We start from the raw sequence: 15,979 nt of genomic DNA, 5'->3' as shown, positions 1-15,979 counted from the left end.
TGCTCAGTGCGCCAGCAGCAGTTCCGCCGCCACCGCGACGCCGTCGGTGCGGATCAGCGCGGCCACCTCCTCGGCGCGCCGCGCGGTGGCGGGGGAGAGGGCGGAGTCCAGCGCGGTGGTCAGCGACGCGACGGTCGGGGTCGCGCCGTCGTGCGCCACGCCGATGCCGAGCGCGGCCACCCGGCCCGCCCAGTACGGCTGATCGGCCAGCTGCGGCACCACCACCTGCGGGGCGCCCGCCCTGGTCGCGGTCGTGGTGGTGCCCTGCCCACCGTGGTGGACCACGGCGGCGACCCGCTGGAACAGGGCCTGCTGGTTCACCTCGCCGACCACGAAGCAGTCGGCCCGGTCGCCTGCGGCGGTCAGCTCGGCCCAGCCGCGGGCCAGCACCACGCGCCTGCCCAGCGCCCGGGCGGTGCCGAGCGCCACCTCGGCGACATCGGCCGACCCGTGCATCGCCATGCTGCCGAACCCGACGTACACCGGCGGCGCGCCCGCGTCGAGGAACTCCACCAGCTCCGGCGCCAGCGGCCGGGTGTCGGGCAGCAGCCACGACCCGGTCTGGACCACCTCCAGCTCGGGCCGCCCGGTCCACGGATCCAGCGTCGGGTCGGTGGCCAGCCACGGCCGCTTGCCGATGACGTAGTCGCGCACCCCGTCGACCGGCGCCATCCCCGCCGCCACCCGGCTCGAGTTCACCGCGGCCCCGAACAGCTCGTCGATGGTGGCCGCGTCGAACTCCCACCGCGCCGCGGTGCCGGTGATCTCCGGCGGGAACGGCCTGCCCCGGTACGCCAGCGGCGCGCGCTGGGCCGAGGGGAGGGTGAGCTGCTGGAAGGTCACCGACACCGACCGCACCCCGTGCCGCTCCGCCACCGACAGCGCGCCCGCCGCGGCGGGCATCGCACCGGTCGCCACCAGCAGGTCGGCGTCCCGGGCCACCGCGTCCACCGCTTCGAACTGCGCGGCGACGATCTGCGCGGCCCGCTCCGGCAGCGACACCGAGGCGGGCGGCGCCTGGGTGAGCTCGCGGGCCGACGGCCCGACCGGCACCATCGCCACGCCCGCGCCCGCCAGCAGCGCCGCGAAATCCTCGTCCGGCGGCGCACACACCACCACCCCCGCTCCGCACTCGCGCAGCCGCACCGCCAGCCCGGCCAGGGGTTCCACATCGCCGCGTGACCCGAACGTCGACAGCACCACCCGCATGTTCCACTCCCGTCCTCGTTTCGGGCCGGTCGCGGCCCGAGGCGACGATTGTGCAGCATCCCCGGGGCCTTGCCGCAAGGCCCGGTATGCGCTATATATTGAAAGTGGAAAGGAGCGTATTTCTCCTTCTCCACCCCTTCCGCTCCCGCGTCGTCCCGGGAAAAACCCGCATTCACCGCCGTCGCGTCGGCCGTGACCGCCCGTCCGGCCGGGCTATGGTGCGCTGGCACAGCACCCGCGTACGAGTCGGAAGGATGCACCCGTGGAGACCACGACAGCCGCGAAACTCGAACTGCTGCACCGGAACCTGGCCGCCGCCCGCGAGCCCTCGGGAGCCACGGGGGTAGCGAAACGGGCGGCCAAGGGCATTCCCGGCCCGCGCGAGCGCATCGACATGCTGCTGGACCCGGGCAGTTTCCTCGAAATCGGCGCTCTCGTACGGCAACCCGCCACCGCGAACGCGCTCTACGGCGACGGCGTTGTCACCGGGCGCGGCACCGTCGAGGGCAGACCGGTGGTGGTGATCGCCCACGACCAAACGGTTTTCGGTGGCTCGGTCGGAGAGATGTTCGGGCGCAAGGTCTCCGCGGCCATGGACGCCGCCGCCGACATCGGCTGCCCGTTCGTCGCGATCAACGACTCCGGCGGCGCGCGCGTGCAGGACGCGGTCACCTCGCTGGCCTGGTACGCGGCCATGAGCCGCAAACAGCTGCGCCTGTCCGGGGTGGTGCCGCAGGTCTCGATCATGCTGGGCAAGTGCGCGGCGGGCGCGGTGTACTCACCGATCAACACCGATGTGCTGATCGCGACCGCGTCGGCGTACATGTTCGTCACCGGACCGGAGATCATCCGCGAGACCACCGGCGAGGAGGTCACCCTCGACGAACTCGGCGGCGCGTTCAACCAGGCCGAACGCGGCAATATCCACCACGTCGCCCCGGACGAGGCGAGCGCCTTCGCCTGGGCCAGGAACTATCTGGGCTACCTGCCGTCGAGCTGCTTCGAGCGGCCGCCGGTGGTCAACCCGGGCCTGGAACCCGAACTCACCGACAGCGACCGCGAACTCGACACGCTCATCCCGGATTCCGACCGCGCCGGGTACGACATGTACGACGTGCTGCTGCGCGTCTTCGACGACGGCGAGTTCCACGAGATCGGCGAGAACGCCGCCCGCAATCTGATCACCGGCTTCGCCCGGGTCGACGGGCGCAGTGTCGGCGTGGTGGCCAACCAGCCGCTGGTCGCCAGCGGCGCCATCGACGCGCGCGCCTCGGACAAGGCCGCCCACTTCATCCGGCTCTGCGACGCCTTCGGCCTGCCGCTGGTCTTCGTGGTCGACACCCCCGGCGTGCTGCCCGGCGTCGAAGAGGAGAAGATCGGCGTGATCAAGCGCGGTGGCCGGTTCTTCTACGCCGTCGTCGAGGCCACCGTGCCCATCGTCACCGTGGTGGTGCGCAAGGCTTACGGCGGCGGGTACGCGGTGATGGGCTGCAAGCAGCTCGGCGGCGACGTGAACCTCGCCTGGCCCACCGCCCGGATCGCGGTGATGGGCGCCGAGGCGGCCGTCGGCCTGACCCAGCGCCGCGCCCTCGACGCCACCCCGGCGGCCGAGCGGCCCGCCCTGCGCAGGCAGCTGGTCGACTTCTACAACGCCACCATCGCCACCCCGTGGACCGCCGCCGAACGCGGCTACATCGACGCCGTCATCGAACCCTCGGCCACCCGCCGCGAGATCCGCAAGGCACTGCATCTGCTGCGCGACAAGATCGTGCACCACGGTCCGCGCAAACACCGGCTCATGCCGCTGTAGCGAAGTCAGCTCTCCCACATCGGGATACGCACGCCGCGTGCCCGGGCGACCTCGGCGGCGCGCTCGTAGCCCGCGTCCACATGCCGGATCACGCCCGTGCCCGGATCGTTGGTGAGCACCCGCTCGAGCTTGCGCGCGGCCAGCGCCGTGCCGTCGGCGACACAGACCTGCCCGGCGTGCAGGGACCGGCCCATCCCCACCCCGCCGCCGTGGTGGATCGACACCCAGGTCGCGCCGGAGGCGGTATTGAGCAGGGCGTTGAGCAGCGGCCAGTCGGCGACCGCGTCGGACCCGTCGGCCATGGCCTCGGTCTCGCGGTACGGGGAGGCGACCGAACCGGCGTCGAGGTGGTCGCGGCCGATGACCACCGGGGCCGCGAGCTCGCCGGTGGCGACCATCTCGTTGAAGCGCAGGCCCGCCAGGTGGCGTTCGCCGTAGCCGAGCCAGCAGATGCGCGCGGGCAGGCCCTCGAAGCGCACCTTCCGCCCGGCCAGGGTGATCCAGCGCCGCAGGTGCTCGTCGCCGGGGAACAGGTCAAGGATGGCGCGGTCGGTGGCGGCGATATCGGCCGGATCGCCCGACAGCGCCGCCCAGCGGAACGGGCCGCGCCCCTGCTCGAACAGCGGGCGGAGATAGGCGGGCACGAAGCCGGGGAAGGCGAAGGCCCGGTCGTAGCCGCCCTTGCGGGCCTCGTCGCGGATCGAGTTGCCGTAGTCGAACACCTCCGCGCCCCGGTCCTGGAAGCCGACCATCGCCGCGACGTGCGCGGCCATCGAGGCCTGCGCCTCGGTGGTGAACCAGACCGGGTCCTTCTCGGCGAGGGTGTGCCAGTCCTCGAGGGCGACACCGAGCGGCAGATACGACAGCGGATCGTGCGCGGAGGTCTGATCGGTGACGATGTCGATCGGCGCGTCCACGGCCAGCAGGCGCGGGAAGATCTCGGCGGCATTGCCCACCACACCGATCGACAGTGCCCGGCGCTCGTCGCGGGCCGTGATCGCCTGCGCCAGTGCGGCATCCAGCGATTCGGTCTTCGTGTCGAGATAGCCGTGCGCGATCCGGCGGTCGATCCGCGCCGGGTCGACATCGACGCACAGCGCCACACCCCCGTGCATGGTGATGGCCAGCGGTTGCGCCCCGCCCATGCCGCCCACCCCGGCGGTGAGGGTGATGGTGCCGGTCAGGCTGCCGCCGAAGCGCTTGCGGGCCACCGCGCCGAAGGTCTCGTAGGTGCCCTGCAGGATGCCCTGGCTGCCGATGTAGATCCAGGACCCGGCCGTCATCTGGCCGTACATCATCAGGCCCAGCTGCTCGAGGCGGCGGAACTCGGTCCAGGTGGCCCAGTCGCCGACCAGATTCGAGTTGGCCAGCAGCACCCGCGGCGCCCACTCGTGCGTGCGGAACACCCCGACCGGCTTGCCCGACTGCACCAACAGGGTCTCGTCGTCGCCGAGGGTCTCTAGGGTGCGCACGATGGCCTCGAAACAGGCCCAGTCGCGGGCCGCGCGGCCGGTGCCGCCGTAGACGACCAGGTCGTCGGGGCGTTCGGCGACCTCGGGATCGAGATTGTTCATCAGCATGCGCAGCGCGGCCTCCTGCGGCCAGCCGCGGGTACGCAGCCGGGACCCGTGCGGGGCGGAGACCGGCCGGGGGCCGGGCGGAACGGCATCGGACATGAGCGCACTCCTTGGGGGAGACGAGATGTGCCGGGTCACGATCGACCGCTTGTCGGCATGATCCTGCGCGCGTGCGGGGCTGTCAAGCATGCCGGGCGTGGGTGTCGGCGCGCACCCCCGTTACGGATGTGCCCGAAATGTCTACTCCGACACCGGATCTCGAGAAGTGTGATGCTGGTCACTGTAACGAAAACGAATCTCCGGGCTGTTCTGGGAAATGTTCCAACACTACCGGCGCGAGGTTTCGGGAGATCTCCCAAGGGCGCCGTCTCGGTTCGCGCGGGCGGGCCCGGAGTGCTATTTGTGTTGTTACCGGCGAGTAGAGCCGTGATAGCCACAATGTCGTGGCACCCACCACCCCTCGGTCACCACCGAGTCCCTTCCCGTCCTGGCACGGCGTCTCGTGCCGCCCTGCGCTGACGCGCGCGAAAAGCGTTGCGCCGCAAGGAATCTCGAGCTCACAGGGTTGACATACGCACATTTCCGACTACGGTCTGTCACAACGAAAGCGTGAAACTCGTTGTAACAGTTAACGATTGGATGCCTCGCCACGAAACTTTCGGTACCTTCCGGCGACCGAGACGCTCCGGCCGGGCAGCAACGAGATGTCGATACCCGGTGACGACTCCGCCCCCTCCCGCTCCCCACTCCGGCCCCCCGGCCGGGTGACCGCACTGCCGTCGTGACCACACCGAAGGAGTTCAGCGCTATGGACAATCACGCGCTACCGTCCGATCCCCGGGAACACCCGGGCGAACAGGTGGCGGTCATCACGAGACCCTCACCGACCGATCAGCTGCCGCTGGTCACCGCACGGTTGCGCGAAATCCTGCTCACCGGTGCGGATTTCGACGCCATCTACCAGCACATCCTGGCCGCGCCGGGCAAGCGCGTGCGCGCCCGCCTGGTGCTGGCCTGCGCGGGCCTGCTGCCGGACGCGGGCGAGGCCGCGACCTCGCTCGCCGACGCGGTCGACCTGGCCTGCGCGATGGAGATGTTCCACGAGTCCTCGCTGGTCCACGACGACATCTGTGACGGTTCCCTGCTGCGCCGCGGCGCCCCGTCGGTGCCCGCCGCCTTCGGCGTGCGGATCTCGGCCCGGGCCGGATTCCACCTGGCCGGGGCCGGGCTGCAGGTCGTGGCCCGCGTGCTGGCCGACAATCCGGTGGTCTTCGCCGGGGTCGGGCAGGCACCCGGCATCACCTACGCCGACCGGCTCTCGGACCTGTCCTACGGCCAGCTCATCGAGACCCTGCCGCCCGCGGTCGACCAGGCCGCGCTGCGCCGCCACTACGAGTCGGTCGCCGCCGCCAAGACCGGCACCCTGTTCCGCCTGGCCTGTTCCTACGGCGGCACGGCCGGTGGCGTCGAGATCGAGCGGCTCTACGCGCTGATGGAGTACGCCGACCAGCTGGCACTGGCCTTCCAGATCATGGACGACGTCCGCGACATCGAGGGCGGACCGTCGCTCGGCAAGGACGCGGGCGGCGATCTGGAACGCCGGGTGCCGACCTGGCCGGTCATCGAGTGGCTGGGCCTGCGCAAGGGCGCCGAGCAGCTGTGGCTCGACCCGGCGACCCCGAGCGCCACGCTGCAGGACGACCTGGTCGACAGCGGTGCCACCCAGGCCGCCCGGTCGGTCGCGATCGGCGCCGTCGAGACCGCGAGCAAGGCGCTCGAGGTGTTCCCCCCGTCCGCCGCGCGCGAGGACCTGCGCGAACTCCTGCAGGAGGTGATCTCGCGATGAGCGGGACCCGGATCGGCACACTGCTGCGCGGCGTGCGGACGCTGCGCCGCGCACCCGACATCGCCGCGTTGCGCGCGGCCCCGACCCCGGCGGCGCTGGCGAAGCTGGCGCTCATCCCGGCCGGTCGCAACCTCGGCATCTCGGTCGGGTTCCTGCCCGCCCACCAGCGTGACGAGGCCACCGCGGCCCTGCTGGCCTGCCGCGTGCTCGACGCCTACGAGGACCTCGCCGACCGTGCCGGGGCGGCCGCGGCGGTGCGCGCCGCGGCGGCCTACCTGGCCGACCGCACCGACACCGCACCGCCCGCCCTGCCCACCGTCACGGTCGAGGCCCGCGACAGCGAGGCGGTCGACCGGGTGCTGGCCGCGCGCGTCGCCGACATCAAGGCGCTGATCACCGCGCTGTCCGCCGACGGCCGGGCCCGGGTGGCCGGGGTGCTGGTCGACATCGCCGACGTGATGGCCCGCAATATCGAGTCCCCGATCTCGCGCGTGGCCTACGGCGAGGGCGTGCTCGGGCGGGTCACCCACTACGCGTGCGCGCTGGTCGCCGACGGGGTGCTGCCCGAGGCGGACCTGCGCGAGCTGACCGGCTGCGTGGCCGTCATCGCGCAGTCGGCCAACGACCTGCGCGACAACGAGTTCGAGATCTACGGCGTGGCCGACCGCGAGGAGCTGATCCGCACGGTGATGCTGCAGCTGCTGACCCCCGCGCTGGGCGGTTTCGCGCTGCTGACCCGGCTCGGCCCGGCCACCCCGAGCCGGGGCGCCCGCGCGGCGATGGCCTACATGACCATCACCACCAACGCCTTCCTGTGCAAGGTCGTCGGGGCGCCCGCGCCCTACCGGCGCCCGATCGCGGCGGCCGCGGCCGCCGCCTGCTCCTCGGCCTACTGGACCAGGATGCTCGAGCGGGTGCGCCGCACCGGCGATGGCGCGATCCACCAGATGCTCGACGCCTCACCGGAATTCGCCACCGGCGCCAACCGCGCCACCGAAGTGCTCGGCGCGGCCGACCCGCACGCCGCGCAGACCTCGCTGGTGCCGCTGATCGTGGACACCACCTTCGCGCTCGTGCAGACCCTGCCCGAGGAGCCCCTCACCGGCGAACTGCCCGACGCGGAGATCCGCACCATGATGATCGCCGATCACCTGGCCTTCGGCGCCATGGAACGGGTGCCCTCGCACCAGCCCGAGGCGATGCTCGCGCTCGCCTCCCGACTTCAGCTCGCCGCCCTGGCTCCGAGTCCCCGCCCTGTCACCACTAACCAAGGAGCTCTGCTATGAGCACCGGAACGAATGTCCCGTCGTCCGAACAGATTCCGTTCGCCCGGCGCGTGTTCAAACTCGAGCACGCGTCCAATATCGGGCCGCTGCTGCACATCGCGTTGTGGATGGGCATGACCGCGGCGGGTCTGTTCGTGCCCATCGCCGGGAACTGGTACATCGCCATCCCGCTGATCATCGTGCTCTCGCTGCTGAACCTGTCGCTGACCATCGGCGTGATGCACATGCACACCCACCGGCCGCTGTTCGTGTCGAAGTTCCCGAACCGGGTCGTCGACATCCTGTGCTGTCTGCCCGGCAACCTGACCGCCGCGGAGATGCGCGAGGTGCACGTCCTCAACCATCACCGGTTCAACGACGGCCCCGGTGACGTCACCGCGACCACCGGCATGGAGAAGGGCCTCGGCGCGATCTGGTACTGGGTCCGCTACGGCACCATCGTCAAGATCCACACCGTGAAGACGGTGTTCGCGGCCAACCCGGCCCCGCGCCGGCGCCGCACCCGCCACCAGTTCATCTTCGACCTGATCGTCTACACCGCCGTGATCGCCGCGGTCTGGTACGTCGCGGGCACCGAGCGCTTCGTGCTGTTCTACTGGGTGCCGTTCTTCATCACCCAGGTCAACGCGGGCTACTTCGCCTGGCTCAGCCACGCCCCGGCGCGCGGCTTCACCGACGAGCCCAGCACCTCGCTCAACAACGCGGGCAACATCCTGAACTTCCTCATCTTCAACCAGGGCTACCACAGCGTGCACCACCGCTACCCGGGCGTGCACTGGAGCCAGATCCCGGACAAGATGGCCTACATGCGGGACGTGAACCCCGGCGTCATCGTGCCGTACTGGATGGTCGCGCAGTCCGGCTGGCGGCTGTTCTGGCCCGGCGGCTTCCTCAACGAGAAGTACGGCACCCAGTGGAAGGCCAAGCTGGAGAAGCGACTGGAAGAGGGCACCGTCCGGTCGAAGTACCTCCCGTGGTTCGCATGGATCTGATCACTCCCGAGCAGGCGCGGGGCGTGCTGAGCACCCCCGCGCGGCTCGTCCCCTTCCTGATCTCGTTCACCGTCTACGGCATCGCGGGCATCACGGTGCCGCTGATGCTGCTCTTCGCGGGCGGCTGGTGGCTGCCCAAGACCGTCGACCGGGGACCGCACCTGTCGACCCTGCCCGCCCTTGCCATCGATGTGGCGCTGCTGGCGCTGTTCGGCCTGCAGCACTCGGGCATGGCCCGGCCCGCGTTCAAGGCGTTCGTCACCCGCTGGGTGCCCGAGGCGCTCGAGCGCACGGTCTACATCTTCATGGTCTGCCTGGTGATGTGGACGGTCATGCTGGCCTGGCAGCCGATTCCGCGGCAGCTGTGGTCGGCCGACGGCGCGCTCGGAATCGCGCTCGACGCCGGTTTCTGGATCGGTTTCGTGCTGGTGTACGCGGCCACGCTGCTGCTCAACCACTTCCACCTGCTCGGCATCAGCCAGGCCTACCGGCAGTACATCCTGCGTGTGCCGGACGCCACTGTCGATCGTCTGCAGGTCAACGGTGTCTATAAACTGGTACGGCACCCGCTGATGACCGGATTGCTCGTCTCGTTCTGGTTCGCCAGCGAGTTCACCGTCGGGCACCTCGTGTGGGCGCTCGGCCTGACCGGATACATCGTGCTGGGCACCTTCCTGGAGGAGCGTGATCTGATCGCCCGTTTCGGTGCGTCATACCGGGCCTACGCGGCACATGTTCCCGCCTTCTTCCCCTCGGTGCGTAGTCTGCTGAACCGTACGCCGCGCGAGCCATAGCCACGGGCCCGCCCGGAGTTCGGAGAGGAATCGACGTGAGACACAACTCCCCAGCGACCGCCCTGGCGCGGGGCACCGGGCAGGCGGTCGCCAAGGCGATCCTGCTCGGCGAACACACCGTCGTGCACGGTACGCCCGCCATCGCGATCCCGCTGCCCGCCCTGCCGGTACGGGCGGTGGCCCGGCCCGCGGCCGGGACCGAGGCGGGGGCGTCGGGCTCGTTCGGATTCGTCGCCGGAGCCGCCGCGGTGGCCGGGGACGACCGGTCGGGGCCGCGGGTCGCCGTCGAGGAGGCGCTGCGGCGCTGGGGCCGAGGTGCCGAGACCGTGGAAGTCGTGGTGTACTGCGACATTCCGCTGGCCCGCGGCCTGGGTTCGAGTGCCGCCTGCGCGGGCGCGGCGGTGCGCGCCGTGGCCGATCTGTACGGACGCGACCTGGACCCCGGCGAGCTCTACGACCTCGTGCAGTGCGGGGAGCAGGTCGCGCACGGCCGGGCCAGCGGCATCGACGCCAGCGCGGTGCTGGCGAGCGGGCCGATCCGGTTCCAGTCCGGCAGCGCCCGGCCGATGCCGGTCGGCCTGGACGCCGCCCTGGTGATCGCCGACACCGGCGTCTCCGGCTCCACCCAGCAGGCGGTCGCCGACGTGCGCCGCAGGCTGGCGGCCGATCCCCGCGCCGCGCGGCGGCTGCTGAACCGGGCCGCGGCGCTGATCGACACCGGCGCGGACGCCCTGGCGGCCGGGCAGACCCCTACGCTGGGCAGCACGATGCTCGAATTCCAGGACCTGCTGGGCGAACTCGGCGTGAGTACCCCACACATCGACACCTTGGTCGCCGCCGCGCTGGCCGCGGGCGCCCACGGCGCCAAGCTCACCGGCGCCGGCCTCGGCGGCTGTGTGCTCGCGCTCACCGACACCCACGCCGCCGCCGCGGTGAGTGCCGCGCTGCGCCGCGCCGGTGCCGTGCAGACCTGGACGGTGCGCACCGCCGACCTGCGCGCGGGCGCCCTGTCCCTATCCGCCTCGACCCCGGAACGCGGTATCCCCTCATGACCTCTCCTGCCACCGACGGCGCCGCCACCGCCGTCGCGTATCCCAACATCGCCCTGGTGAAGTACTGGGGCAAGCGTGACGAAGCGCTGTTCCTGCCGGTCACCGGCAGCCTGTCGATGACGCTGGACATCTTCCCGACCACCACCTCGGTGCGGCTGATCGACGGACCCACCGACGCCGTCGAGTTCAACGGCGCCGCGGCCACCGGCACCGCGCACACCCGCATCGAGAAGTTCCTGGATCTGGTGCGCGCCAAGGCCGGTCGCACCGAACGCGCCGAGGTGATCACCGCCAACGCCGGGCCGACCGGCGCGGGCCTGGCCTCCTCGGCCAGTGGTTTCGCCGCACTGGCCACCGCCGCCGCGGCCGCCTACGGGCTCGACGGCGACGGCCGCGCGCTGTCCCGGCTGGCCCGGCGTGGTTCCGGCTCGGCCTCGCGCTCGATCTTCGGCGGCTTCGTGATCTGGCACGAGGGCGAGGGGGACGGCGAAGTGGGCGACCTGAGCTCCTACGCCGAGCCGATCGGCGGCGACGATCTCGACCCGGCGTTGGTAGTGGCCGTCGTCGAGGCGGGGGCCAAGGCGGTGTCGAGCCGCGACGCCATGCGCAGTACCACCGCCACCTCCCCGCTGTACCGGCCGTGGGCCGAGTCCTCGCGCGCCGATCTCGCCGAGATGCGCGCCGCCGTCGCGCGCCGCGATCTGCCCGCCATCGGCGAGATCGCCGAGCGCAACGCCCTGGGCATGCACGCGACCATGCTCGCCGCCCGCCCCGGCATCCGCTACCTGTCCCCGCACTCGCTCACCGTGCTGGACGCGGTGCTCGCGCTGCGCGCCGACGGCATCGCCGCCTACGCCACCATGGACGCGGGCCCCAATGTGAAGGTGCTGTGCAGCCGCGCCGACGCCCCACACGTGGCCGCCACCCTCGATTTCCTCGGCGATTTCGTCAGCACGCGCATCGCGCACATCGGCCCGGGCGCGACGCTCAGCGCGGGCGGCGACCGGTGATCAGCTGTCGGGCGCCGGGCAAGCTGTTCATCGCGGGGGAGTACGCGGTGGTCGAACCCGGCCATCGCGCGGTCCTCACCGCGGTGGACCGCTACGCCACCGCCACGGTGGGCGCGGCGGCCGAGATCACCCTGCGCTCCGATCTGGACGGCGGCGTCACCCTGACCTGCCGACGTCACGGTGACGGATTGGTCCCGGACACCGAAGACGGCGCTGTCCCACCGGCCTTCGCCTATGTCTTCGCCGCCGCCGCGGTGCTCGACCGGTTGCGCGCCGAGCGGGGGATCGCGGCGGCCGCCTACGATCTCGAGGTGCGCGCCGATCTCGGCGACACCGACGGCCGCAAATACGGCCTCGGCTCCAGTGCCGCGGTGACTGTGGCCACCGTCGACGCGCTCGGCCGCTTCCTCGGACTCGGCCTCAACACGATGGACCGCTACCGGCTGGCCATGCTGGCCACCCTCGCGGTCAACCCGCGCGCTTCCGGCGGGGACGTGGCGGTGAGCACCTGGGGCGGCTGGCTGGCCTACGCCTCGCCCGACCGCGCGCACGTCGCCGACCTGGCCGCGTCCGGCGGAGTCGACACCGCGCTGCGCTCGCCCTGGCCGGGACTGTCGGTGCGCCCGCTGCGCACCCCGACCGAGCTGGCCCTGCAGGTCGGCTGGACCGGCAGCCCGGCGTCCACTCCGGCGCTGGTCGCCGGGCTCGGCACCCAGCAGCAGCCCAGCGCGCGGGCGCATTTCCTGCTGCGCAGCAACGACTGCGTCGAGCGGTTGGTGACCGCCATCGAATCCGCCGACGGAGCCGCCATCTGCGCCGAGATCGACTGCGCCCGTGAGCTTCTGCTCGACCTGGACGCCACCACCGGCCTGGGCATCATGACCGAGCGCCTGCGCGCCCTGTGCGCGGCGGGCGCCGCCGTCGGCGCCGCGGCCAAGCCTTCCGGCGCGGGCGGCGGCGACTGCGGGATCGCGCTCATCGACCGCACCCGCGACACCGCCATCACCGCGCTGACGCAGCGCTGGATCGGCGCGGGCATCCGGCCGCTGCCGCTGCGGACGCATCCATTCGAGGGAGACAGCCAGTGATCGGCGATCGCAAGGACGACCACGTACGGCACGCGGTGGCCCACCGCAAAGCCGTCACCGGCGGCAACGACTTCGACTCCATCGCCTTCGTGCACCACGCGCTGGCCGGGATCGACAGCCAGGACGTGTCCCTCGGCGTGGAGTTCGCGGGCAAGCACTGGGACACCCCGCTCTACGTCAACGCGATGACCGGCGGCAGCGCGCACACCGGCGAGATCAACCGGCAGCTGGCCGTGGCCGCCCGCGAGACCGGCCTGCCGATCGCCTCCGGGTCGATGAGCGCCTACTTCCGGGACGAGGCCGTGGCCCCGACCTACCGGGTGCTGCGCTCGGCGAACCCGGACGGGTTCGTGCTGGCCAATGTCAACGCCAATGCCACCGTCGAGCAGGTCCTGCGGGCGATCGAACTGCTCGAGGCCGACGCGGTGCAGATCCACCTCAACGCCGTGCAGGAAGTGGTGATGCCCGAGGGCGACCGGGCCTTTGCGGCCTGGCCCGCGCGCATCGAGGAGATCGTCGCGGCGGTCCCGGTGCCGGTGGTGGTCAAGGAGGTCGGCTTCGGCCTGAGCAGGCAGACGGTGAGCTGGCTGCGCGACGCGGGCGTGGCGGTCGCCGATGTGGGCGGGCGCGGCGGCACCAATTTCGCCCGGATCGAGAACGACCGGCGCACGGCCGCGGACTTCGGCTTCCTGGAGAGCTGGGGCCAGTCCACCCCGGCCTGCCTGCTGGACTGCGCCGGGCTCGACGGGATCGATATCGCCGCCTCCGGCGGCATCCGCTCCCCGCTCGACGTGGCCCGCGCCCTCGCGCTCGGCGCCACCGCGACCGGCGTGGCCGGGGTGTTCCTGGAAACCCTGGTCAGCAATGACACCGAGGTGCTGATCGGCACCATCGAGACCTGGCTGACGCAACTGCGCAGCATCCTGACGGTGCTCGGCGCGCACACCCCGGCCGATCTGGCGGGCTGTGACGTGCTGATCACCGGGGACCTGGCGGCGTTCTGCGCCCTGCGCGGGATCGACGCGGCCGCCCTCGCCCACCGGAGCCCCTGGTGGCGTGAATCGAATGACCGAGAAGGAGTCACCCATGAATGAGATGTCGTATGCAGCCGTCCCGCTGCAATGGGTGGGGCCGCTGCGCATTACCGGCAATGTCGTCGACGACGCCGTCGAGGTTCCGCTGGCCACCTACGAGACGCCGCTGTGGCCCTCGGTCGGGCGCGGCGCGAAGATCTCCACGCTGGCCGAGAAGGGCATCGTCGCGACCCTGATCGACGAGCGGATGACCCGGTCGATCCTGCTCGAGGCCGACGACGCGCTCACCGCCTACACCACGGTGCAGCGGCTGCAGGCGCGGCTGCCGGAGTTACGGGAGGTGGTCTCCGGCAGCAGCCGCTTCGCCCGGCTGATCGACCTGCACCACCAGATCGCGGGCAACCTGCTGTTCCTGCGCTTCGAGTTCACCACCGGCGACGCCTCGGGCCACAATATGGCGACCCTGGCCAGCGACCACCTGATGGACCACATCCTGTCGAACTACCCGGGCGTGCGCTACGGCTCCATCTCGGGCAACTTCTGCACCGACAAGAAGGCCACCGCCGTCAACGGCATCCTCGGGCGCGGCAAGAACGTCATCACGGAGCTGCTGATCCCGCGCGAGGTGGTCGAGCAGCGGCTGCACACCACCGCCGCCCAGGTCGTCGAGCTCAATATCCGCAAGAACCTGATCGGCACCCTGCTGGCCGGTGGCATCCGGTCCGCCAACGCGCACTACGCCAACATGCTGCTGGCCTACTACCTGGCCACCGGGCAGGACGCGGCCAATATCGTCGAGGGCTCGCAGGGCGTGACCCACGCCGAGGACCGCGACGGCGATCTCTACTTCTCGTGCACCCTGCCCAATCTCATCGTCGGCACGGTCGGCAACGGCAAGCACGCCTCCTTCGTCGACGAGAACCTCGAGCGCCTGGGCTGCCGCGCCGAACGCGAGCCCGGCGCCAACGCCCGCAGGCTGGCGGTGATCGGCGCGGCGGCGGTGCTGTGCGGCGAGCTGTCGCTGATGGCGGCCCAGACCAATCGTGGCGAGCTGATGCGCGCCCACACCCAATTCGAGCGGTCCACCACGAGCAACGGAACGAAACGATGACCACACCTTCGGTCGGCATCCACGACCTCTCCTTCGCCACCACCCACTACTTCCTCGACCACGCGGTCCTGGCCGAACGGCTGGGGGTGGACCGCGACAAGTTCTACCTGGGCATCGGCCAGGAGAAGATGAGCGTGGCCGCCGCCGACGAGGACATCGTCACCCTCGCCGCGGCCGCCGCCGCGCCCATCCTGGAGCGGCACGGCACCGAGAACATCCGCACCGTGCTGCTGGCCACCGAGACCGGCGTCGACCAGTCCAAGGCCGCGGCGCTGTACCTGCATTCGCTGATCGGGCTGCCCAACACCGCGCGCGTGGTCGAGCTCAAGCAGGCCTGCTACGGCGGCACGGCGGGTATCGCGTTCGCCGCGGGCCTGATCGCCCGTGACCCGTCGCAGCGGGTGCTGGTGATCGCCGCCGACATCGCCAAGTACGAGCTGGACACCCCCGGCGAGCCCACCCAGGGCGCGGCCGCGGTGGCCATGCTGATCAGCGCCGATCCGGCCATCGTCGCGCTGGACCCGCAGTCGGGTCTCTACAGCGCCGACATCATGGACTTCTGGCGGCCCAACTACCGCTCCGAGGCCATCGTCGACGGCAAGACCTCGGTCAACGCCTACCAGAAGGCCGCGCAGGAAGCCTGGACCGACTACCGCCGTCAGGGCGGGCGCGAGCTCACCGAGTTCGCCGCGTTCTGCTACCACCAGCCGTTCACCAAGATGGCCTACAAGGCGCACAAGCACCTGCTGGAGAGCCAGGGCTTCACCGCCGACACCGCCGACATCGCCGCCGCGATCGAGCTGACCACCCGCTACAACCGCACCGTCGGCAACAGCTACACCGCCTCGCTGTACCTGGGCCTGGCCGCACTGCTCGACCACGCCGACGACCTGACCGGCAAGCCGCTGGCCTTCCTGAGCTACGGCTCCGGCGCGGTCGCCGAATTCTTCAGCGGCACGGTCGTTCCCGGCTACCGCGAGCAGCTGCGCACCGCCGCCAACACCGCGGCCATCGACTCCCGCGAGCCGATCGGCTACGAGGACTACCGCGCCCTGCACGAGGCCGCGGCGCCCACCGACGGCGCCTACCACGCCGTGCCCACCCAGACCGCGCGTCCGTACCGGTTGGCCGCGATCTCGGGACACAAGCGCATCTACGAAGCCAGGTAAC

13 protein-coding genes are annotated in these 15,979 nt (G+C 71.4%); 11 read left to right on the top strand and 2 right to left on the bottom strand.

Annotated features, from left to right (window positions below; genetic code table 11):
- Window positions 1–3: 3 nt before the first annotated feature.
- Window positions 4–1,209: a glycosyltransferase gene (locus WA675_RS09435; protein ID WP_336083698.1), complete on the bottom strand. Its 1,206-nt coding sequence runs from the start codon at window positions 1,207–1,209 to the stop codon at window positions 4–6.
- Window positions 1,210–1,471: 262 nt separating this feature from the next.
- Between WA675_RS09435 and WA675_RS09430 the strand changes: the two genes are divergently transcribed.
- Window positions 1,472–3,019, top strand: a complete 1,548-nt coding sequence (locus tag WA675_RS09430) for an acyl-CoA carboxylase subunit beta (RefSeq protein ID WP_336083696.1) — start codon at window positions 1,472–1,474, stop codon at window positions 3,017–3,019.
- Window positions 3,020–3,024: 5 nt separating this feature from the next.
- On the opposite strand, the gene hutU is transcribed toward WA675_RS09430, so the two are convergent.
- Window positions 3,025–4,695 carry a urocanate hydratase gene (gene hutU, locus WA675_RS09425; protein ID WP_336083694.1) on the bottom strand — a complete coding sequence of 557 codons (1,671 nt, stop codon included), beginning with the start codon at window positions 4,693–4,695 and terminating at the stop codon, window positions 3,025–3,027.
- Between the two features lie 682 nt (window positions 4,696–5,377).
- Between hutU and WA675_RS09420 the strand changes: the two genes are divergently transcribed.
- The 10 genes from WA675_RS09420 to WA675_RS09375 are packed head-to-tail and all read left to right on the top strand — an operon-like array spanning window position 5,378 to window position 15,978.
- Window positions 5,378–6,442 (top strand): polyprenyl synthetase family protein, encoded by a 1,065-nt coding sequence (locus WA675_RS09420; RefSeq protein WP_336083692.1) that lies wholly within the window; start codon window positions 5,378–5,380, stop codon window positions 6,440–6,442.
- Entirely contained in the window at window positions 6,439–7,728 is a 1,290-nt protein-coding gene (locus WA675_RS09415) for a hypothetical protein (protein WP_336083690.1), read from the top strand. The genes WA675_RS09420 and WA675_RS09415 overlap by 4 nt, the downstream gene beginning before the upstream one ends.
- A complete protein-coding gene (locus WA675_RS09410; protein ID WP_336083688.1) occupies window positions 7,725–8,720 on the top strand; it encodes a fatty acid desaturase in 996 nt (331 codons plus the stop codon). The genes WA675_RS09415 and WA675_RS09410 overlap by 4 nt, the downstream gene beginning before the upstream one ends.
- Window positions 8,711–9,514 (top strand): methyltransferase family protein, encoded by an 804-nt coding sequence (locus WA675_RS09405; protein ID WP_336083686.1) that lies wholly within the window; start codon window positions 8,711–8,713, stop codon window positions 9,512–9,514. Before WA675_RS09410 ends, WA675_RS09405 begins: the two co-directional genes overlap by 10 nt.
- 35 nt (window positions 9,515–9,549) lie before the next feature.
- Window positions 9,550–10,566: a mevalonate kinase gene (gene mvk / locus WA675_RS09400; protein ID WP_336083684.1), complete on the top strand. Its 1,017-nt coding sequence runs from the start codon at window positions 9,550–9,552 to the stop codon at window positions 10,564–10,566.
- Entirely contained in the window at window positions 10,563–11,576 is a 1,014-nt protein-coding gene (gene mvaD / locus WA675_RS09395; RefSeq protein ID WP_336083682.1) for a diphosphomevalonate decarboxylase, read from the top strand. The genes mvk and mvaD overlap by 4 nt, the downstream gene beginning before the upstream one ends.
- Window positions 11,573–12,664, top strand: a complete 1,092-nt coding sequence (locus tag WA675_RS09390; protein ID WP_336083680.1) for a phosphomevalonate kinase — start codon at window positions 11,573–11,575, stop codon at window positions 12,662–12,664. Before mvaD ends, WA675_RS09390 begins: the two co-directional genes overlap by 4 nt.
- Entirely contained in the window at window positions 12,661–13,758 is a 1,098-nt protein-coding gene (gene fni, locus WA675_RS09385; RefSeq protein WP_336083678.1) for a type 2 isopentenyl-diphosphate Delta-isomerase, read from the top strand. The genes WA675_RS09390 and fni overlap by 4 nt, the downstream gene beginning before the upstream one ends.
- Entirely contained in the window at window positions 13,751–14,809 is a 1,059-nt protein-coding gene (locus WA675_RS09380) for a hydroxymethylglutaryl-CoA reductase (protein ID WP_442945590.1), read from the top strand. The genes fni and WA675_RS09380 overlap by 8 nt, the downstream gene beginning before the upstream one ends.
- The gene (locus tag WA675_RS09375; RefSeq protein WP_336083675.1) at window positions 14,806–15,978 is read left to right on the top strand and encodes a hydroxymethylglutaryl-CoA synthase; all 1,173 of its coding nucleotides are present in this window, start codon (window positions 14,806–14,808) and stop codon (window positions 15,976–15,978) included. Before WA675_RS09380 ends, WA675_RS09375 begins: the two co-directional genes overlap by 4 nt.
- The last annotated feature ends 1 nt before the right edge of the window (window position 15,979 follow it).

Origin of the sequence: Nocardia sp. SSK8, assembly GCF_037034205.1 — a bacterium.
Classification (GTDB): Bacteria; Actinomycetota; Actinomycetes; order Mycobacteriales; family Mycobacteriaceae; genus Nocardia.
The sequence above is the reverse complement of the archived record's forward strand: the minus strand, read 5'-3'. Positions and strand labels throughout refer to the sequence as shown.